This window comes from Actinoplanes lobatus, assembly GCF_014205215.1.
GTDB lineage: Bacteria > Actinomycetota > Actinomycetes > Mycobacteriales > Micromonosporaceae > Actinoplanes > Actinoplanes lobatus.
In genome coordinates, this window is sequence record NZ_JACHNC010000001.1 from 9,574,772 (window position 1) to 9,594,064 (window position 19,293).

Sequence of the window (19,293 nt, forward strand, 5' to 3'; positions counted from 1 at the left end):
GACCCTCGCCTTCGCGTAGGCTCCGCGGATTGGTCTCCACCGTCGCGAACAAGTCTCATGGCACGGGTTTCTCGAAGACCGGCAGCGGGTTCTCGGCGAACCATTTGGTGAGGTACGCGAGGAACACCTCGACCTTTCGCGGCGCCTGCACGGCCGGCCCGTAGATGGCGTAGAGCGACCGGCTCGGCACCGGCAGCTCGGGCAGCAGCAGGCGCAGCGTCCCGCTCACCAGGTCGTCGTAGGCCGACCGGGTCGGCAGCAGCGCGATGCCCCGGCCGTGCACCGCCGCCTTGTGCAGGGCGATGTACGAGTTCGACTGGAACGCGATGTTCCGGATCTTGTGCAGGGTGCTGGAGTGGCCGTGCCCGATCCGCCAGACCGGGTCGTTGACGTGTACGAGGCAGTCGTGCTGGCTGAGGTCGTTGGCGTCGGTGAGCAGCCCGTGCCTGGCGATGTACCGGTCCGACGCGCACAGCACGAACGGCAGCGACGCGATCCGCTTCAGCCGCACGCTGGAGTCCCGCAGGTCCCGGGTGTGGAAGGCGACGTCGAATCCGGAGTCCAGGAAGTCGTAGGTGCGGTCGGACATGCCGCCGAGCTCGAACCGTACCGCGATCTTGGGGTGGGCCACCGAGAACTCGGCGATCGCGTCGCCCAGGTCCAGGCCGCCGATCCACTTCGGGCAGATGATCGACAGCGGGCCCTCGGGACGGTCGTGCAGCTCCGCGATCCGGGTGTCCTCCTCGTCGATCTCGTCGAGGATCCGCTGCGCGAACTCGCTGTAGCGCAGGCCCGGCTCGGTGAGGCTGACCGAGCGGGCGGTGCGGTTGACGAGGTGGACGCCGAGCTGCTTCTCCAGGTCGGCGACGTGTCTCGAGATCAGGGAGCCGGAGGTGCCGAGCTGTTTGGCGGCGCCGCTGAAGCTGCCCACCTTGGCGACCGTCACGAAACTGCGCATGACCAGAATGCGATCCATCGATCCTCCAGCGGTAGAACGGGAGACGTGGGAGAGCGCGTCCGCTCCCCCACGGTTCCTTTGTCGAAAGAGACGTCAGCCCTCGAGGCAGTACTGCGGCGCCTCGGACAGGTTGTCCTTGGTGATCAGCTTGATCGGCGTGTTCGCGATCTTCTCGGTGGTCTCCTTGTTCAGCAGCGAGATCGTGTTCTTGACCGCGAGCTGACCGGTGACCGTCGCCGAGTTGGCGACGGTGGCCGCGAACCGGCCGTCCTTCACCGCGGCGAGGCCGTCGTCGGTCCCGTTGACCGTGACGATCTTGACGTCCTTGCCGGCCGCCTGGAACGCCTGGAGCGCGCCGAACGCCATGTCCTCGTTCGCGACGAACGCGTACTCGAGGTTCGGGTGCGCCTGGATCATGTTCTCGGCAACGTCCTGGGCCTTGGCCCGGTTGAACATGCCGGGCTGGTTGGCGACCAGCGCGGCGTTGGCGGGCAGGGCATCCTTGAACCCGTTGACCAGCAGGTCGGAGGCCGCGCCGGGGGCGCCGGCGATGACACCGACCTCGACCTGTGCGGCGCCCGCGTCCTTGGCGACGTAGCCGGCGTCGAGCGCGCCGACGCCCTTCAGGTCCACCACGACCGCACCCAGGATGTCGGAGGTGTCCTGGGTGATCACCGAGGTCAGGAAGATCGGGATGCCGGCCGCCTTGGCCTTGGTGATGTCGTTCTTCAGGGCGTCCACGTTCACCGTCTGCACGATCAGCGCGTCGACGCTGCGCGAGATCATGTCCTCGATGTTGGCCAGCTCGGTGCCGGGGTCCTGCTTCGAGTTGGCCGCGACGACCTCGGCGCCGGAGGTCTTGGCCTGAGCCTCGACCGCCCGCTGGAGACAGGTGTGGAACTCGGTGTTCGCGCCGTTGACGAAGCCCAGGGTGACGCTGTCACCGGCTTCGGATCCGGAGTCGTCGCCACAGGCGCTGATCGTGGCGGCACAGAGGGCGGTGGCGAGCAGCGCACTGAAGACACGCAGGGGTGTAGGCATATTTGTCGCCTTCCAAAAAAAAGGGGGGTTATCTTGCGGGGTTAGTGCTTTCCGCGGCTCTGCATCAGGTTCGCGATGGCCGCGACCAGCAGGACGGCGCCGACCGAGATCTGCTGGTAGTACGAGGAGATCTGGAGCAGGTTGAGCACGTTGGCGACCACGCCGAGCAGCAGGACACCGAGGATGGTGCCGCCGATCGTGCCCTTGCCGCCGGCCAGCGAGGTGCCGCCGATGACCACCGCGGCCACCGCGGTGAGCTGCAACTGGAGGCCACCGGTGCCGGGGCTGCTGGCCGCCAGCCGGGAGAGCAGCATGATCCCGGCGAGACCGGAGAGCGCGCCGGCCAGCCCGTAGAGCAGGAGCTTGTCGCGGACCACGTTGATGCCGCTGAGCCGGGCCACGTCCTCGTTGCCGCCGATCGCGAAGGCGTCCCGGCCGAACGTGGTGTAACGCATCACGAACGCGGTGACCGCGAGGACCAGGGCGGCCACGAAGGTCAGGTTGGGCAGGCCCAGGGTCTTGCCGTTGCCCAGGGTGGACAGGTGGTCGTCGATCGAGATGCTCATGCCGTCGATGACGAGCAGCGCCACACCGTCGAGCAGGGTGGCGGTGGCCAGGGTGGCGACGAACGGCGCCACCCTCGTGAACGTCACGACGGCGCCGTTGACCAGGCCGACCGCGATCGACAGGGCGATCGAGACGGCCAGGGTGACCGCCGTCGACCAGCCGTGCGACAGCATCTGGGCCGCCACCGCGGTGGTCACCGCGACGTTGCCGCCCATCGAGAAGTCCATGCCGCCGGCGACCATCAGCAGGGTCAGCCCGGCCGCGATCACCGCCACCACGCTGACCTGCCGGGCCACGTTGATCAGGTTGTTCGGGTTGAGGAACGCGTCCGTCCGCACGCTCGCGAAGATCACGATCGCGATCAGGACCGCGAGCAGGCCGAGGTGGGGAATCGACCTCAGCCGGGCGAGCGGCGGCGCGGCCGGCTTCGGCTTGGCGAGAGTCGACGGGCTGGTCACAGCGCTCCTCCTAGGGTGGCCGCGATCAGCTCGTCGCGGGTGATCCGGTCGACCTGGTACTCGGCGATGCGGCGTCCGTCGCGTACCACCACGACGCGGTCGGCCAGGCGCATCACCTCCTCGGCGGACGAGGAGGCCAGCAGGACGGCGACGCCCTGACCGGTCAGCCCGTCGACGAGGCTGTGGATCTCCGCCATCGCGGCGACGTCCACGCCGTTGGTCGGGTCCTCGAGCAGCACCGCGGACGGCGCGGTGCCGAGCCACTTGGCCAGCAGCACCTTCTGCTGGTTGCCGCCGGACAGCTGCTCCACCGGCGGGTTCCGGACGAGCGACACCACCCGGTAGTCGTCGCGCAGCGGGGCGGCCCGCTCGGCCAGCCGGCCCCAGCGGTGCAGCCGCCGGCCGTCCAGCCGGTCCTGGGCGAGCAGGACGTTCTCGTCGATGGTGAGGCCGGGGATCAGCCCGAGCCTGCGGCGGTCACCGGTCACGCAGCGCAGACCGCTGGCCAGCGAGTGCGCGATCCGGCCGGGCCGGACCGGGCGGCCGCTGATCGACACCGTTCCGCTGTCCGGCCGGCGCCGGCCGGACAGCAGGTCGAACAGCCGGGACTGGGCGTCGCCGGCCGGGCCGAGCACGGCCACGATCTCGCCGCGCCGTACGTCGATGTCGAAGCGGTCCAGGAACCGCCCGTCGCAGAGCCGCCGGATGCTGATGCCCACGTCGGGCGACCCGGCCGGGCGGACCGGGCGCCGCGACACCACGTCCCGGCCCACCATGTCGCGGACCAGGCCCTTCTCGTCGGTCTCCTTGGCCAGGCCGGCCCAGGTGACCTGCCCGTCGCGGAGCACGGTGATCCGGTCGGCGAGATGCAGGACCTCGGAGATGTGGTGCGAGATGAAGACGACGGCGACGCCGTTGTCGCGCAGCCGCAGCACCAGCTCGCGGATCTGGGCCGCGGCCTCCGGACCGAGGCACGCGGTGGGTTCGTCGAGGATCAGCACCTTGCCGCCCCGGCGAACCTCGCGGGCCACCTCCACCATGGTCTGCTCGGCCACGGTCAGGTCGCCGGCGACCGCGTCCGCGTCGATCGCGATGCCCAGGTCGGTGAGCGCCCGCTGGGCGGTGGCCCGGACCCGGTTCCAGTGGACCATCGATCCGCTGGCCGGCAGATCGCCGAGCATGATGTTCTCGGCCACGGTCAGCGTCATGACCAGTTCCCGGCGCTGCGGCACGCAGGAGATGCCGACCTTGCGGGCCCGTCGCGGGGTCAGGTGGCTCTGCGTGTGGCCGTCGACCTCCAGCAGTCCCGCGTCCGGGTTCAGCGCCCCGGAGATGATCTGGACGAGCGTCGACTTGCCGGCGCCGTTCATGCCCATCAGGGCGTGCACCTCGCCGGGCAGGAACTCGACCGACACGTCGCGCAGCGCGGCCGCGCCGCCGAAACTCTTGCTGACCCCGAGAACCCGCAGGACCGGGGTCTTCACTCGGTGACCCTGGCGTAGCCCCGGATGTCCGGGAACGGCGGCTCGCGGTCGGCCTGGAGGTCCACCTCGAAGGCGTTCAGGCACATGCCCAGCATGCTGAAGTTGCCGAGCGAGCCGACCGCGTCGACCAGGCCCCGGGACCCGAAGATCGCGTGCGCCCGCCGGAAGGTCCGGTCGCTGACGAAGTGGTTCTCCAGGATCTCCACGCAGAACCGGTAGAACGCCTCGTCCTCCTCGTTGCCGAACTCGGGCTCGCGGCGCTCGGCGATGGCCCGGACCGCCTCGGCCGGGATGCCCTCGGAGACCGCCTTCTCCCAGTGCGCGTTCCAGGAGTACTGGGCGTCGAAGTGGCGGGCCGCGATCAGCAGCGACAGCTCCCGCAGGCGCAGCGGCAGGCTCGACTCGAAGCGGAGGAAGGCGCCCAGCGACTCGACCCGGTCGCACAGCTCGGGGCTGTTCAGCCACACGCGGAACGGGCCACGGACGGCGCCCCGGCGGCCGGAGATGCGCTCGGCGACCTCCCGCTGCCGCGGGGTCATGTCGTCCGGATCAATCACGGGAAGTCTCATCGGTCAGCCTCTAGCTTGTGATCCCGAACACTCGGGGTGGGTGTTTCGCAAGAACGTAACAACGCGGTGTTAGGGCGTCACACGCCATGAAGTGCAAGGTAAGGCTGCATCTCGCGTGGCCCGGACCCTCGGACGGCGGCCTACGCTCGGCCCCATGACCGTGATCATCAAGGCCTCGCAGGTGCCCGTCCTCGACCGTGGCGGGGCCATCGTCACGACGCCGCTCGTCACCACCACCGCGGCCGGCGGCGAGAACCGGATCACCAGCGGGATCAGCGTCTACCCGGTCGGCACCGGCGCGCCCATGCACTCGCACAACTGCGACGAGCACGTGACGATCCTGGACGGCGAGGCCGAGGTCCTCGTCGAGGGGACGGTGACCCGGCTCAGCCGGTACGACACCACCTACATCCCGTCGCCGATCCCGCACCTGTTCCGCAATGTCGGCGACACGCCGCTGCGGATCCTGTGGGTGTACACCTCCGGGCATGTGACGCGGACCTTCACCGGCACGGGCGTCACCGTGAAGCACCTGTCCCCGCAGGACCAGATGGGCGAGGACTGAGTCCATCCCCGGACCTCCCGGTTCTAGGGCGCGAAGACCCGGCCGTCGAGCAGCAGTCGCGCGGTGCTCACCACCGACGTGTCCGACGGCGAGTCCCCCAGCACCAGGTCGAAGAAGCCGGACGGGTGCTCCAGGCGCAGCACGTCCCGGGGCACCGAACGGTCGGCGACCGGGGCCACCAGCCCCGCCGCGACGCTGCCGGCGAGTGCCACCGCCGAACCCACGCCGACCGCCGCGCGGACACCGATCGCCGCGTGCACCCGGTCCGGCAGGAACGTCCGCGTGCTCAGGCTGCCGCCGTCGGCCGGCCGCGCCAGCAGGCACATCCTCGGCACCGCGCCCATCAGCGCGCGGGCCGGGCGGCGCAGGCTCGCCACCCGGTGCCGCAGCCCGGCGTCGTACTCCAGGCGGGTCGCCGACTCGTGGCCGGTGACGCCGAGCGCCTCCGCCTCGATCAGCGCCATCGGCGTGCCGTTGTCGATCAGGGTGGCCGGCACCCCGTCCAGGTCGTCGACCACCCGGCCGGTGGGCAGCCGGGCCGGGCCCGGGTAGGAGATCCGGAGCCGGGCCGCGCCGCCGGGCACGCCACTGAGCCGGGTGTCGCCGGCGTACGACGGCCGGCCGTCCGCGGTGGGCACGTGCACGGTCACCACCTCGCCGGCGCCGAGCACGCGTACCCGTACGCCGGTGATCGGAGCGCGAGCGGGCACCAGGCCGCGCTCGATGGCGAAAGGCCCGACCCCCGCCAGGATGTCGCCGCACGCGCCCGCCCGGGGCTGCGCCACACCGACCTCGAGGAACAGGTAGTCGACGTCGGCGTCCCCGTCGGGCGAGCGGCTCACCACGGCGACCTTGCTCCCGCCGATGCCGTCGATCCGGCGCCGGCCGGGTGGGCCCATCAGCGCGCGCAGGAGCCGGTCCCGCTCGGCCGGGCCGGCCGGCAGGTCGGAGGCGAGGAAGTACGCGCCCTTGGACGCGCCGCCGCGCAGCACCTGCACCGGGATCCCGCCCATGGGCCCTCCTTCGGAAACGATGCCTCGAACGTTGTCGACAATCCTGTCGATCGTCCGGGCACGAGAAACCATAGGCTCGTCCTACCCGGCTCAGCAATTGTTGACAATCATGTTTGATCAAACGAAGCTGAGCAGCGGAGACCTGGACCGATGCCGACCACGGGGAACAGATGCCGCCCGAGCCCAGCACCGAACGACGGCCGGCCCGCGCCGTGAACACCGCGGTCCAGGTCCGCGACGCCCTGCGCGACGCGATCCTGAAAGGCGAGTACCTGCCGGGCGAGCGCCTGGTCGAGGCGCAGTTGTGCGTGCGCCTGGAGACCAGCCGGTTCAACGTCCGCGCCGCCCTGGCGGACCTGGCCGCCGAGGGCCTCGTCGAGGTGCAGCGCAACCGCGGGGCCCAGGTCCGCAAGGTGTCGACGGCCGAGGCCGTGGAGATCACCGAGGTACGGATGGTGGTCGAGGGCCTGATCGCGGCCCGCGCCGCCGAACTGGTCGACCCGGACCGCGCCACCGAGCTCGACGAGATCGGCGTGCTGATGCGCCGGGCCGTCGAGGCCGGCGAGCACCGCCGCTACAGCGACCTCAACCAGCGGCTGCACGCGCTGGTCCGGGAGATCGCCGGGCACGCCACGGCGGACCGGATCGTCGAGACGCTGCGCGGCCAGATCGTCCGCCACCAGTACATGCTGTCGCTCGTGCCGGGCCGGCCGGAGACGTCGCTGCCGCAGCACGAGCGGATCATCGCGGCCATCCGGGACCGGGACCCGAAGGCCGCCGAGGCCGCCATGCGGGAGCACATCTCCAGCGTCATCGAGGCGCTGCGGGCCATCGACTACCTCGGCTCCTGAACGGGCAGCCGGACCGTGACGATCGTGCCGTGCGGCCGGTTGCCCCCGGCGGTCACGGTGCCGCCGTGCTGGGTGGCGGTCTGCGCGACGATCGCCAGGCCCAGCCCGGACCCGGGCATCGACCGGGCGGCCGGCGCGCGGTAGAAGCGGTCGAAGACGTACGGCAGGTCCTCCTCGGCGATCCCCGGCCCGGTGTCGGCGACGGTGAGCACCCCGGCCGGGGTCAGCCGGACCGTGACGGCGCCGCCCGGCGGGCTCCACTTCGCCGCGTTGTCCAGCACGTTCACCACCATCCGCTCCAGCTCGCCGGGGCGGCCCGGCACCGTCACCGGTGACAGCCCGGCGTCGAAGACCAGGCCCGGGGCGCGGATCCGGACCCGGTTGATCGCGGCGGTCACCACCTCGGCGAACTCCATCTCCTCGATCGACTCCCGGCTGGTCTCCTCGCGGGACAGCTCGACCAGCTCGGTGGTGAGGGTGGCCAGCTCACGGACCTGCGCGTCCAGGTCGGCGAGCAGCTCGGCCCGCTCCTGCGGCGGCAGCCGGTGCGCCAGCTCGGGGCGGCGCTCGACCGCGAGCAGCAGCTCCACGTTCGTACGGATGCTGGTCAGCGGGGTACGCAGTTCGTGTCCGGCGTCCTCGACCAGTGCCCGCTGAGCCCGGCGGGACGCGTCGATGGCGGCCAGCATGGCGTTCACCGAGCGGCCCAACCGGGCGATCTCGTCGTTCCCGGAGACGCTGATCGGCCGGCTCAGGTCCATCGTGACGGCGACGTCCTCGACCGCGCCGGTGAGCCGGTCCACCGGGGCCAGCCCGGCCCGGGCGACGGTCCGGCCGAGCAGCGCCGCCCCGGCGATCCCGGCCCCGCAGCCGACCGCCAGGAGCAGGGCGAACAGGGCCAGCACGCGGGCGTCCGGGTCCCGGTCCACGGCGACCTGCACCGCTCCCCCGCCCTCGATCGGCACGGTGAGCATCAGATAGTCGCCGGGCCCCAGGCCGATCTCCTCCAGCGCCTCCCCCGCGTGCCGGCCGGTGGCCACCCGCGTGGCCAGAGGGGTGACCGGCAGCCCGGTGTCGCTGCCGCCGGCCACCGCGCCGGTCGAGTCCAGGATCTGCCAGCACGGCCCGATCTCCCGGCCGCCGGGGCCACCCTGCGCCGGGCCGGTCCGGGCGCCCTTGGTGCTCAGCCACTGCCACGGGTGCTCGGCGATGGTCCGGGCGTCGGCCAGCAGCTCGGCGGAGATCTTGTCCTGCTGGATCTCCCGGACGGTCAGCCACGCCCCGGCCGAGACCAGCAGCACGGCCGCCGCCACCGCCCCGGCGACCAGCAGGGAGACCCGGTCGTGCAGGGTCCGGCCGCGCCACCAGGTCCTCACAGCGGCTCCTCCCGCAACACGAAGCCGACGCCACGGACCGTGTGCAGCAGCCGGGACCCGCCGTCCGCCTCCAGCTTGCGCCGCAGGTAGCCGAGATAGACGTGCAGGCTGTTCGAGCCCTCGCCGAAGTCGTAGCCCCACACCTGCTCGAACAGGGCGGCCCGGGTGAGAACCTGCCGCGGGTGGCGCAGGAACACCTCGAGGATCCCGAACTCGGTGCGGGTCAGCCGCAGCGCGCGGTCAGCCCGCCACACCTCCCGGGTGCCCTGGTCCATCCGTACGTCGGCGAAGGTGAGCAGGGCCCCGGTGGGCGCCGGCCCGATCAGCGCCGACCGCCGCAGCAGCGCCCGGACCCGGGCCAGCAGCTCCTGCAACGCGAACGGCTTGACCAGGTAGTCGTCGGCGCCCGCGTCGAGCCCGGCGACCCGGTCGCCGATGCTGTCGCGGGCGGTGAGCATCAGCACCGGCAACACGACGCCGTCGGCCCGCAGCCGGCGGCACGCCTCCAGCCCGTCCATCCGGGGCATGCTCACGTCGAGGATCAGCGCATCCGGCTCACGGTCGCGGACCGCGTCGAGGGCGGCCCGGCCGTCGCCGGCGATGTCCACCTGATACCCCTCGAAGCGCAGCGTACGGGCCAGCGAGTCCCGAACCGCCGCGTCGTCCTCCACCACCAGGATGCGCATCAGGCCATTAAAGCCGGGCCGTGCGGCGGTGACGGTCATGGAGGCAACCCTGACGAGCCCGCCTAAGACGGCCACCGGCCGTTCCTAAGGGTTGGGTAAGAACGCCGCCGCGGAACTCTGAGTAACGGCATAGAGGGCTCACAGGACCCGGACAGAAAGATCCGGCGAAATGGAAACACCTGATGAACGCCACTTGAAGGAAGTCCTCACGTGACCACGTTGCTCGCCGTCGCCGCGGATCTCATCGCGATCGCCATCCTCACGTTCGGTGTCTACTTTCCCCGCCACCGGCGCCGTGACCTGGTCGCCGCCTTCCTGGGAGTGAACATCGGCGTCCTGGCCGTCGCCAGCGTCCTCGGCTCCTCGACGGTCGGCGCCGGCCTCGGTCTCGGCCTGTTCGGTGTCCTGTCGATCATCCGGCTCCGCTCCGACGAGATCAGCCAGCACGAGATCGCCTACTACTTCGCGGCCCTGGCGCTGGGCCTGATCGCCGGTCTCGGCGACGTCATGGACGTGCTGCACCTCGGCCTCATGGCGCTGGTGGTGGCCGCCCTCGTCGTCGGTGACCACCCGGCCCTCTACCGCCGGCACCGCAACCAGCTGCTCCGGCTGGACGTGGCCCACACCGACGAGGACGCGCTGCGCGCCCACCTGGAGGCGGTCCTCGGCGGCCGGGTGACGAACGTGGTGGTCAAGCAGATCGACATGGTCAACGACAGCACCCTGGTCGAGGTCCGCTACGTGGCGGCGGCCGCCGCTCCGGCCGGCGCCCACCTCGGCCCGCGGATGGAGCGGGTGAACGCCCGATGACGACCACCACCGAGGTTCCGCTCTTCCACCGCTTCGCCCCGATCTCCCTCGATGAGCTGGTCGGTGAGGCCGCCCTGCTGACCCGGCTGGACCGCAAGTACGTCCTCCCGGCGACGGCGCTCCCGGCCCTGCTGGACCGGATGCCGGCCGGTGTCCGGGCGCTCCAGATCGACGACCGGCGCACCTTCGGCTACCGCTCGGTCTACTTCGACACCCCGGAGCTGGACGCCTACCAGGCCGCCGCCCGGCAGCGCCGCCGCCGGTTCAAGATCCGGGTGCGGACGTACCTGGACAGCGGACTCGAATTCGTCGAGGTCAAGACGCGCGGCACCCGCGGCGTCACGGTCAAGGAGCGGATCCCGTACACCGGGAACGGCGGTGACCTGGGGCCCGAAGGCCGGGAGTACGCCTACGAGACCCTGGCCGGCGCCGGCATCCGCCCGGACGGCCGGCAGTTCCGTCCGGTGCTGGCCACCCACTACCGGCGCAACACGCTCTACGTCCCGTCCACCGGCAGCCGGGTCACCATCGACACCGGGCTGAGCTGGACGCTGCCGGACGGGTCGGCGGTGCACATGCCGCACTCGGTGATCGTCGAGACCAAGTCCGGCCGGGCCGCCTCCGACGTCGACCGGCTGCTCTGGTCCCTGGGCCACCGTCCCTGCCGCATCTCCAAGTACGCCACCGGCCTGGCCGCGCTGCGCCCCGAGCTGCCCGCCAACCGCTGGCACCCCGTTCTGAGCCGTCACTTCTCCACCCTGAAAGGGTTCCGATGAGGATCCGCAACAAGGTCGTCGCCGCCGTCAGCTCCCTGGTCCTGGTCACGGCCGTACTGGCCGGCTGCTCCTCGGCGGACGGCACCGGCACCACGGCGATCACCGCCACCACGGCCGCGGCCGCCGCCGTGAAGGTCGACGGCACCCAGGACGCCGCGGCCGTGCTGGCCGCCGACGAGGAGGTGCACAGCGCCGGCAGCTCCGGCGCCGGCGCCACCGGCGCCATCGAGCTCACCGGCGGTTCGGCCACCTCGACGGCCGAGGGGGTGAAGGTGGACGGCGCCACGGTCACCATCACGGCCGCCGGCACGTACACGGTCAGCGGGAAGCTCGCCGGGCAGATCGTGGTGAACGCCCCGGACGCCACCGTCACGCTGATCCTGGACGGCGCTGAGATCACCAGCTCGGAGACCGCCGCGATCGCCGCCACCGAGGCCAAGGAGCTGGTGATCCGGCTCGCGGCCGGGTCCACCAACACGCTGTCCGACACCTCCTCGTACGCCGAGGACGCCGACGTGAACGCCGCCCTGTTCAGCGCCGGCCACCTGACCGTCACCGGCGCCGGGAAGCTGACCGTCACGGGCACCGGCAACGACGGCATCACCAGCAAGGACGGCCTGCTCGTCGAGTCCGGCACGATCACCGTCAAGGCCAAGGACGACGGGCTGCGCGGTAAGGACTACGTGGTGATCAACGACGGCACGGTCACCGTCACCGCGGGCGGCGACGGCCTCAAGGCCGACAACGACGAGGACGCCACCGCCGGGTACGTGGCGATCGCCGGCGGCGCGGTCACCCTGACCAGCCAGGGCGACGGTGTCGACGCCACCACCGACATCGTGGTCACCGGCGGCACGCTGAAGGTCGCGGCCGGCGGCGGGCACACCGAGCAGGCCTCCGACGACACCTCGGCCAAGGGCCTCAAGGCCGGCGTCATCCAGGTCCTGGAGGGCGGCACCATCGTGGTGAGCGCCGCGGACGACGCCGTGCACAGCGACGGAGCGGTCCACTTCAACGGCGCCGAGGTGACCGTGGCCGGCGGCGACGACGGCGTCCACACCGAGGGCCAGCAGATCATCGACGGCGGCAGCCTGAACGTCGCCGGTGCGGTCGAAGGCCTGGAGGCGGCCGAGTTCGTGCTCAACAAGGGCACCGTGCACGTGGTCTCCAGCGACGACGGCATCAACGGCGCGGGCGGCACGACCAGCACTGACACCGCCGACCAAGGTGGTGGTTTCCCCGGTGGCGGCGAGGAGGTCGGCGACTTCTCGGTCACCGTCAACGGCGGCACCCTGGTGATCGACTCCGAGGGCGACGGCCTGGACTCCAACGGCACCGCGTCGATCACCGGCGGCACCGTCGTGGTGAACGGCCCGGAGGGCAACGGCAACGGCGCCCTCGACGTCAACGGCAGCTTCACCATCAGCGGCGGCACCCTGCTCGCGGCCGGCAGCGCCGGCATGGTGGTGGCGCCCGGCACCGACTCGGAGCAGGGCTGGCTCTCCGCGACGCTGGACAGCGCGGTCGAGGCGGGCACCACCGTGCAGATCACCGACGGTGACGGCAAGGTGGTCGCCACCTATGTCACCACCAAGACCGTGCAGAACGTCGTCTTCTCGTCGGCGTCCATCACGTCCGGTCAGCAGTACACCGTGTACACGGGCGGCACGGCGACCGGCGCGAACACCGGCGGCCTGCGCGCGTCCGGCAAGCTCGGCTCGGCCACCGAGGTCGCCACGGTGACCGCCGGCGAGGCGCCGGCCGGCGGCCACGGCGGGCGCCAGCCCCGCTGACCCTTCCACCCGACGGCGCGGCGCCCCTGGGCTCCGCGCCGTCGCTCGTCGCGTTGACCTCCTGGACCCATAGCCACTTGCCATGGGTATGCTGAGGCCGAATGGCCCCGAAGGATCCACTGAGGACTGTCGAAGAGGTCCACGTGTCCGAGGAAGTGCCCGACAGCGACACCGAGAAGTTCGACGAGAACGGTCGAAGCGGGGCGACCGTGCGCCGGCTACAGGTCGGCGCGCATCTGCGTGCCCTGCGCCGGGCCAGGGGTCTGAGCCGTGACGAGGCCGGCTACGTCATCCGGGCCTCCGAGTCGAAGATCAGCCGGATGGAGCTGGGCCGGGTCAGCTTCAAGGAACGGGACGTCACCGACCTGCTGAAACTCTACGGAGTCGAGGATCAGGCCGAGCACCGCCGCATCCTCACCCTGGTCCGCGAGGCGAACGCGCCGAGCTGGTGGCAGGCGTACGGCGACGTCCTAGACACCTGGTTCCAGAGCTATCTCGACCTGGAGCAGGCGGCCGAGCTGATCCGCACCTACGAGGTCCAGTTCGTGCCCGGCCTGCTCCAGACCGACGCGTACGCCCGGGCCGTCATCAGGCTCGGCCACTCCGCCGACGGCCCCGAGGAGATCGACCGCCGGGCCCGGCTGCGGATGGCCCGCAAGCAGGTCCTGGAGCGCGCCGACGCGCCCCGGCTCTGGGCCGTGCTGGACGAGGCGGTGCTGCTCCGGCCGATCGGCGGGGTGGAGGTGCTCCGGGACCAGATCCGCTACCTGCTGGAGATCAGCCGGTCGCCCCGGGTCCGCCTCCAGGTGATGCCGTTCGCCAAGGGCGGCCACGCGGCGCTCGGCGGCGCTTTCAGCATCCTGCGGTTCCCGCACGACAAGCTGCCCGACGTGGTCTACATCGAGCACCTCACCGGCGGGCTGTACCTGGAGAAGCGCGACGAGGTGGACCGGTACGCCGAGGCCATCGGGCGGCTCTTCATCGAGGCCGAGCAGCCCGACCGGACCCCGGCGATCCTCCAGCGCAGGCTCGAAGAACTGGACTAGTGGTTCACCGATAGATCGCGCACAGGGGCCCCACAAGATCCGCGGCTTCACTGCGAAGCGTGACGAACGAAACCGCTCCCGCCCGCCGCATCAGCCGCCGTGGTCTGCTCGCCGGTGGCCTGGGCCTGCTCGCCGCCGCCGGCGGTGGCGGCGCCTGGGCCCTCGACCGCTACGTCCTCGACCACGTGGAGGTTTCCGGCGCCTCCGGCCTGATCGCGCAGAACGTGGTCGCGGCCGAGGCCGACACCGATGGCACCGCCACCGCCACCTCCTACACCAGCGACACCGCGAAGATCTCCATCGAGACGGTGACCACCGGGTCCGGCGACGACCGGGTGACCTACTTCGTGGCCGACGTCCAGGTCACCGACGCCACCATCGTCAGGTCGGCGTTCGCCGGTGACCAGTTCGGCGAGAACATCATCGCGAACCCGTCGGAGATCGCGGCCGGTGTGGGCGCGGTCCTGGCGATCAACGGCGACTACTACGGGTTCCGGGACACCGGCATCGTGATCCGCAACGGGGTGAAGTTCCGTGACTCCGGCGCCCGGCAAGGGCTGGCGCTCTACGCCGACGGCTCGATGCGGCTCTACGACGAGACCGCCACCAGCGCGGACAAGCTGATCGCCGACGGGGTGTGGAACACGCTGTCGTTCGGGCCGGGCCTGGTCGGCGACGGGAAGGTGATCGACGGGATCGACCGGGTCGAGGTGGACACCAACTTCGGCAACCACTCGATCCAGGGGCGGCAGCCGCGCACCGGGATCGGCCTCGTCGACACCAACCATCTGCTGTTCGTGGTGGCCGACGGGCGCAGCAGCGGATACAGCCGGGGCGTCACCATGCCGGAGTTCGCGCAGATCTTCGCCGACCGGGGTGCGCGGACCGCGTACAACCTCGACGGCGGCGGCTCGTCGGTGATGGTCTTCCGGGACGGTCTGGTCAGCAACCCGCTCGGCAAGGGCAAAGAGCGGGGCACCAGCGACATCCTGTACGTCGCGGGCTGATCGCCATGATCGTGCTGATCCCCGCGTACCAGCCCGACCAGCGGCTCGCCGAGCTCGTCGGGCGTCTGGGCCACCACCGGGTCGTGGTGGTCGACGACGGCAGCGGTTCCCCGTACGCCGAGATGTTCGCCAAGGCCCGCCGGGCCGGCGCCGAAGTGATCACGCTGGACCGCAACCGGGGCAAGGGTTTCGCGCTGCGGACCGGTTTCGCGCACATCGAGGCGCGCCATCCGGGCGAGGACGTGGTCTGCGCCGACAGCGACGGCCAGCACCGGGTCGAGGACATCGAGGCGGTCGCCGCCCGGGTCCGGGTCTCCGGCGCCGCCATGGTGCTCGGGGTGCGCCGCTTCACCGGCCGGGTCCCGGCCCGCAGCCGGTTCGGCAACACCGCCACCCGGGTCCTGTTCCGCCTGATCACCCGGCTGGCGGTGACCGACACCCAGACCGGGCTGCGCGGCTATCCGGCCCGCACGCTGCCCTGGCTGGGCCGGGTGCCGGGCGACCGGTTCGAGTACGAGCTGCGGCTGCTGCTGCGGGCAGCGGCGGAGAAGATGAACGTCGAGGAGGTCGAGATCGCCACCGTGTACCTGGACGGCAACCGGTCGTCCCATTTCCGGCCGGTGATCGACTCGGCCCGGATCTACGGCCCGCTGCTCACCTTCGCCGGATCGTCGCTGCTCGCCTTCGCGGTGGACGCCGCCCTGCTCGCCGGTCTCGTCACCTGGACCGGCCACCTGACCGCCGCGGCGGTCGCGGCCCGGCTGGTCAGCGCCACGCTGAACTACACCGTCAACCGCAGCGCCGTCTTCCGCCACGGCACGCCCGCGCCGCACCGCACGGCCGCCCCGCGCTACGTCGCCCTCGCCGCGGTCTGCCTGGCCGCCAACGTCACGCTGCTGCACCTGCTGAGCGCGGCGACCGGCTCGCTGGTGATCGCCAAACTGGCCACCGAGATCGGGCTGTTCCTGGCCGGGTTCGCGATCCAGCGGGCGTTCGTCTTCCGCCGCGCCGCGACCGCGCCACCGGCGGCCGGCCGGGCCGCCGCCGACCGCGACACGACCACCGGGGCGATGGCCGCCTGAGCCGGGGCGGCAGAATCGTCGCCATGCGGTTCGGCATCCTCGGTCCCCTGTGGGCGGAGCACCCGGACGGGACCCCGATCCCGCTCGGTGGGCCCCGCCTGCGGGCGCTGCTCGCGATGCTGCTGCTCGACGCCGGCCGTCCGGTGGGCGCCGACCGCCTGATCGACGGGCTCTACGGCGAGCATCCGCCCGCCGGGGCCGGCAACGCCCTCCAGTCCCAGGTGTCACGCCTGCGGCAGATGCTGCCGGTCGAGCGGGAACCGGCCGGGTACCGGCTGGCCGTCTCCCCCGGCGAGGTCGACGCCCATCGCTTCGCCGCGCTCGCCGCCGACGGCCACCGGGCGCTGGCCGCCGGCGAACCGGACCGGGCGGTCACCCTGCTCGGCGAGGCCGTCGCCCTCTGGCGCGGCGACGCCCTCGCCGACGTCCGGGACGCACCGTTCGCCGCCGGCCCGATCACCCGTCTCACCGAGCTGCGCCTCACCGCCGTCGAGGATCTGCACGACGCGCTCCTGACCGGCGCACGGCCCTCCCCCACCGCGATCACCGAGCTGCGCGGCCTGATCGCCGCGCATCCGCTGCGCGAGCGCCTCCGGTCCCTGCTGATCCGTTCGCTCACGGCCGCGGGCCACACCGCCGAGGCCCTTTCCGCGTACGAGGACGCGCGCCGGATCCTCGCCGACGAACTGGGCGCCGACCCGGGCCCCGAACTGACCGCCCTGCACGCCGCCCTCCTCGGCCCGCCGTCCCGGGTCACGCCGCCGCCGGAGCCCTCCCCCGCCCCGGCCCGGCACGGGGTGCCCAGCCAGCTGACCAGCTTCGTGGGGCGGGACGGGGAGCTGGCGCGGGTGGCGGCGGCGTTGCGTACCGGGCGGCTGGTGACCCTGCACGGGCCCGGTGGCGCGGGCAAGACCAGGCTCGCCGCCGAGGTCGCGGCCCGGCACGACGGTGACGTGTACTTCGCCGAGCTGGCCGCCGCCGCTCCCGGTGACGTGGCCGGGACGCTGCTCACCGCGCTGGGGGTGCGGGATCCGGCGCGGCGGGACGTGGGCCGGCCGCCCGGCGCCCCGCAACGCCTGGCCGCCGCCCTGGCCGGCCGCCGGCTGCTGCTGGTCCTGGACAACTGCGAGCAGGTGGTCGACGAGGCCGCCGCGCTGGCCGGCCATCTGCTGCCGCGCGCCCCGGAGCTGCGGATCCTGGCCACCAGCCGGGAGCCGCTCGGGCTCACCGGCGAGGTGCTGCACCCGGTCGGCGGCCTGCCGGTCCCGCCGGAGGACAGCACCGACCTGGACGCGTTCCCGGCGGTGCGCCTGTTCGCCGACCGGGCCGCGGACGTCTCCCCCGGGTTCCGCGTCACGCGTGCGAACGCCGCCGCGATCCGCCGGATCTGCCGCACCCTGGACGGCCTGCCGCTGGCCGTGGAACTGGCCGCCGCCCGCCTGCACGCGCTCCCGGTCGGCGAGGTGGCGGCCCGCCTCGACGACCGGTTCCGGCTGCTGTCGCGGGCCGGTCGCGGCGTCACCGCCCGTCACCGCACCCTCCAGGCCGTGGTCGACTGGAGCTGGGACCTGCTCACCGAACCGGAACGCCGGCTGGCCCGCCGGTTCGCGGCCTTCGCCTCCGGCGCGACCCTGGACGCCGTCGAGCGGGTGTGCGGGCCACTGCCGGACACCGTCGAACTGCTGGCCGGGTTGGTCTCCAAGTCGCTGATCGAACGCGACGGCGACCGCTACCGGATGCTGGAGACGATCCGCGAGTACTGCGCCGGGCGGCTGGACGAGGCCGGCGAGCGGGACCGGATGCACCGCGCCCACGCCGGATACTTCCTCGACCTGGCGGCCGGCGCCGACCCGGTGCTGCGGACCGCCGGGCAGCTCACCGCCCTGGAGCGCCTCGACGCGGACCGCGACAACCTGCACACCGCGTTGCGGCGCAGCGCCTCGGCCGGCGCGCCGCGGACCGCGCTGCGCCTGGTGGCGGCGCTCTCCTTCTACTGGTGGCTGCGCGGGCTCCGGGCCGAGGCCGCGACGCTCGCCGGGCTCGCCCTGGAGGCGGCGGGCCCGGAGCCGCCGCCGGACCTCACCGAGGAGTACGTGATGAGCGTCTTCACGGCGGCCCTCGGCGGCTCGGCCCGGCCGTCCGGGCGCTGGACCGAGTTCATGCGCACGCTGACCGCCCCTCCCCGGCAGCCGTTTCTGCTCTACCTGTCGGCGATGGCGGTCGGCCCGCCGGACGGCGGCGCCGGTGACATCGTGGCCCTCAACCGGTACCTGCGCGCCCAGCTGACCGGCGACCCGTGGAGCGAGGCCCTCGGCGCCATCGGCGGCGGCTGGATGGTGCTGTTCTCCGGCGCCGACCCGGCCCTGGCCGAACCCGAGTTCCGGGCCTCGCTGGCCGGCTTCCGGGCCCTCGGGGAACGCTGGGGCGCCATGCTCGCCCTGTCCGGCCTGGCCGAGACCGCCGCCTGGCGCGGCGACCCGGCGGCCGGGACGGCGTCCGTCGCCGAGGCGCTGCGGCTGGCCGGGGAACTGGGCTCCACGGTCGACGTGGCCGACCTGCTCCGCGGCCGCGCCGAGGCCCGGCACGCGGCCGGCGACCGGGCCGGCGCGGCCGAGGACTTCACCCGCTCCGCCGAGCTGGCCCGCCGGGCCGGCGCCCCCGAGCTCACCGCGGCCGCCCTGCTCGGCCTGGGCGCGCTGGCCCTCGACCGAGGCGACCTGCCCGAGGCCACCCGGCTCTGCTCGGCGGCGCTGGCCACCTGCCCGGAGGGCTGGTACAGCGCCGAGGGCACCCGGATGGCGATCCTGCTGGCGCTGGGCCGCGTCGCCGAGGCCGCCGGCGACCCGGGGACGGCCGCGGCCCGCTACCGCGAGATGTTCACGGCGCGCGGCGGCATGCTCGGCTTCCAGGTGCTGGCCGAGGGCATCGACCGGCTCGCCGCCCTCGCGCTGGCCGACGGCGCCCCGGAACGCGCCGCCCACCTGCTCGGCGCGGTCCAGTCGCTGGCCCTGCGCCCCGGCCCGGAGTCGTCCCCGCTGGGCGCGGCGACCGCGGCGGCCGCGCGCGCCGCGCTGGGCGAGACCCGGTACGCGGCGGCGCTCGCCCACGGCGCGTCGCTCACCCCGGAGCAGGCGCTCGCCCTCCCCGGTGGCTGAGGTGCGCGGGCCGTCAGCGGACGGTGCGCGGCCGGTCAGCGTGGCGTTCCAACCTG

Annotated in this window: 17 protein-coding genes; 9 read left to right on the forward strand and 8 right to left on the reverse strand. The window is 72.7% G+C overall.

The window, feature by feature from the left end; translation table 11 throughout:
* Nucleotides 1–55: 55 nt before the first annotated feature.
* The 5 genes from BJ964_RS43530 to BJ964_RS43550 form a co-directional block, all read right to left on the reverse strand.
* Nucleotides 56–976, reverse strand: a complete 921-nt coding sequence (locus tag BJ964_RS43530; RefSeq protein WP_188126116.1) for a LysR family transcriptional regulator — start codon at nt 974–976, stop codon at nt 56–58.
* Nucleotides 977–1,051: 75 nt separating this feature from the next.
* Nucleotides 1,052–1,999 (reverse strand): sugar ABC transporter substrate-binding protein, encoded by a 948-nt coding sequence (locus BJ964_RS43535; RefSeq protein WP_188126117.1) that lies wholly within the window; start codon nt 1,997–1,999, stop codon nt 1,052–1,054.
* Between the two features lie 41 nt (nt 2,000–2,040).
* Nucleotides 2,041–3,024 (reverse strand): ABC transporter permease, encoded by a 984-nt coding sequence (locus BJ964_RS43540; RefSeq protein WP_188126118.1) that lies wholly within the window; start codon nt 3,022–3,024, stop codon nt 2,041–2,043.
* Complete coding sequence (locus BJ964_RS43545) at nt 3,021–4,508, reverse strand: sugar ABC transporter ATP-binding protein (protein ID WP_188126119.1); 1,488 nt, start codon at nt 4,506–4,508, stop codon at nt 3,021–3,023. The genes BJ964_RS43540 and BJ964_RS43545 overlap by 4 nt, the downstream gene beginning before the upstream one ends.
* Entirely contained in the window at nt 4,505–5,077 is a 573-nt protein-coding gene (locus BJ964_RS43550) for a carboxymuconolactone decarboxylase family protein (protein WP_188126120.1), read from the reverse strand. Before BJ964_RS43550 ends, BJ964_RS43545 begins: the two co-directional genes overlap by 4 nt.
* Before the next feature lie 154 nt (nt 5,078–5,231).
* On the opposite strand from BJ964_RS43550, the gene BJ964_RS43555 reads away from it, so the two are divergent.
* Nucleotides 5,232–5,642, forward strand: coding sequence for a cupin domain-containing protein (locus tag BJ964_RS43555; protein ID WP_188126121.1), 411 nt, complete (start codon nt 5,232–5,234; stop codon nt 5,640–5,642).
* A 23-nt stretch (nt 5,643–5,665) separates the two neighbouring features.
* Here BJ964_RS43555 and BJ964_RS43560 read toward each other — a convergent pair whose 3' ends face one another.
* Nucleotides 5,666–6,655, reverse strand: coding sequence for a PrpF domain-containing protein (locus BJ964_RS43560; RefSeq protein ID WP_188126122.1), 990 nt, complete (start codon nt 6,653–6,655; stop codon nt 5,666–5,668).
* Nucleotides 6,656–6,825: 170 nt separating this feature from the next.
* Between BJ964_RS43560 and BJ964_RS43565 the strand changes: the two genes are divergently transcribed.
* Nucleotides 6,826–7,506 (forward strand): GntR family transcriptional regulator, encoded by a 681-nt coding sequence (locus BJ964_RS43565; RefSeq protein WP_188126123.1) that lies wholly within the window; start codon nt 6,826–6,828, stop codon nt 7,504–7,506.
* On the opposite strand, the gene BJ964_RS43570 is transcribed toward BJ964_RS43565, so the two are convergent.
* Nucleotides 7,491–8,882 (reverse strand): HAMP domain-containing sensor histidine kinase, encoded by a 1,392-nt coding sequence (locus tag BJ964_RS43570; RefSeq protein ID WP_188126124.1) that lies wholly within the window; start codon nt 8,880–8,882, stop codon nt 7,491–7,493. The two genes, BJ964_RS43565 and BJ964_RS43570, sit on opposite strands and share 16 nt — an antisense overlap.
* Entirely contained in the window at nt 8,879–9,607 is a 729-nt protein-coding gene (locus BJ964_RS43575; protein WP_275407713.1) for a response regulator transcription factor, read from the reverse strand. Before BJ964_RS43575 ends, BJ964_RS43570 begins: the two co-directional genes overlap by 4 nt.
* A gap of 171 nt (nt 9,608–9,778) precedes the next feature.
* On the opposite strand from BJ964_RS43575, the gene BJ964_RS43580 reads away from it, so the two are divergent.
* The 7 genes from BJ964_RS43580 to BJ964_RS43610 all read left to right on the forward strand — a co-directional run bounded on the left by BJ964_RS43580 (nt 9,779) and on the right by BJ964_RS43610 (nt 19,237).
* Entirely contained in the window at nt 9,779–10,378 is a 600-nt protein-coding gene (locus tag BJ964_RS43580) for a DUF4956 domain-containing protein (RefSeq protein ID WP_188126125.1), read from the forward strand.
* Complete coding sequence (locus BJ964_RS43585) at nt 10,375–11,154, forward strand: polyphosphate polymerase domain-containing protein (protein WP_188126126.1); 780 nt, start codon at nt 10,375–10,377, stop codon at nt 11,152–11,154. Before BJ964_RS43580 ends, BJ964_RS43585 begins: the two co-directional genes overlap by 4 nt.
* Nucleotides 11,151–12,947 (forward strand): carbohydrate-binding domain-containing protein, encoded by a 1,797-nt coding sequence (locus BJ964_RS43590; RefSeq protein ID WP_188126127.1) that lies wholly within the window; start codon nt 11,151–11,153, stop codon nt 12,945–12,947. Before BJ964_RS43585 ends, BJ964_RS43590 begins: the two co-directional genes overlap by 4 nt.
* Before the next feature lie 143 nt (nt 12,948–13,090).
* Complete coding sequence (locus tag BJ964_RS43595) at nt 13,091–13,993, forward strand: helix-turn-helix domain-containing protein (protein ID WP_229806814.1); 903 nt, start codon at nt 13,091–13,093, stop codon at nt 13,991–13,993.
* A 59-nt stretch (nt 13,994–14,052) separates the two neighbouring features.
* Nucleotides 14,053–15,000 carry a phosphodiester glycosidase family protein gene (locus tag BJ964_RS43600; protein ID WP_229806815.1) on the forward strand — a complete coding sequence of 316 codons (948 nt, stop codon included), beginning with the start codon at nt 14,053–14,055 and terminating at the stop codon, nt 14,998–15,000.
* A 5-nt stretch (nt 15,001–15,005) separates the two neighbouring features.
* Complete coding sequence (locus tag BJ964_RS43605; RefSeq protein ID WP_188126129.1) at nt 15,006–16,082, forward strand: bifunctional glycosyltransferase family 2/GtrA family protein; 1,077 nt, start codon at nt 15,006–15,008, stop codon at nt 16,080–16,082.
* Between the two features lie 23 nt (nt 16,083–16,105).
* A complete protein-coding gene (locus tag BJ964_RS43610; RefSeq protein WP_188126130.1) occupies nt 16,106–19,237 on the forward strand; it encodes a BTAD domain-containing putative transcriptional regulator in 3,132 nt (1,043 codons plus the stop codon).
* Nucleotides 19,238–19,293: the final 56 nt, after the last annotated feature.

Excerpts from the sequence above, each read along its gene's own strand:
- BJ964_RS43530 (WP_188126116.1), bottom strand. The coding sequence starts at position 976 with ATGGATCGCATTCTGGTCATGCGCAGTTTCGTGACGGTCGCCAAGGTG.
- BJ964_RS43535 (WP_188126117.1), bottom strand. The coding sequence starts at position 1,999 with ATGCCTACACCCCTGCGTGTCTTCAGTGCGCTGCTCGCCACCGCCCTC.
- BJ964_RS43550 (WP_188126120.1), bottom strand. The coding sequence starts at position 5,077 with ATGAGACTTCCCGTGATTGATCCGGACGACATGACCCCGCGGCAGCGG.
- BJ964_RS43555 (WP_188126121.1), top strand. The coding sequence starts at position 5,232 with ATGACCGTGATCATCAAGGCCTCGCAGGTGCCCGTCCTCGACCGTGGC.
- BJ964_RS43560 (WP_188126122.1), bottom strand. The coding sequence starts at position 6,655 with ATGGGCGGGATCCCGGTGCAGGTGCTGCGCGGCGGCGCGTCCAAGGGC.
- BJ964_RS43565 (WP_188126123.1), top strand. The coding sequence starts at position 6,826 with ATGCCGCCCGAGCCCAGCACCGAACGACGGCCGGCCCGCGCCGTGAAC.
- BJ964_RS43575 (WP_275407713.1), bottom strand. The coding sequence starts at position 9,607 with ATGACCGTCACCGCCGCACGGCCCGGCTTTAATGGCCTGATGCGCATC.
- BJ964_RS43585 (WP_188126126.1), top strand. The coding sequence starts at position 10,375 with ATGACGACCACCACCGAGGTTCCGCTCTTCCACCGCTTCGCCCCGATC.
- BJ964_RS43590 (WP_188126127.1), top strand. The coding sequence starts at position 11,151 with ATGAGGATCCGCAACAAGGTCGTCGCCGCCGTCAGCTCCCTGGTCCTG.
- BJ964_RS43605 (WP_188126129.1), top strand. The coding sequence starts at position 15,006 with ATGATCGTGCTGATCCCCGCGTACCAGCCCGACCAGCGGCTCGCCGAG.
- BJ964_RS43610 (WP_188126130.1), top strand. The coding sequence starts at position 16,106 with ATGCGGTTCGGCATCCTCGGTCCCCTGTGGGCGGAGCACCCGGACGGG.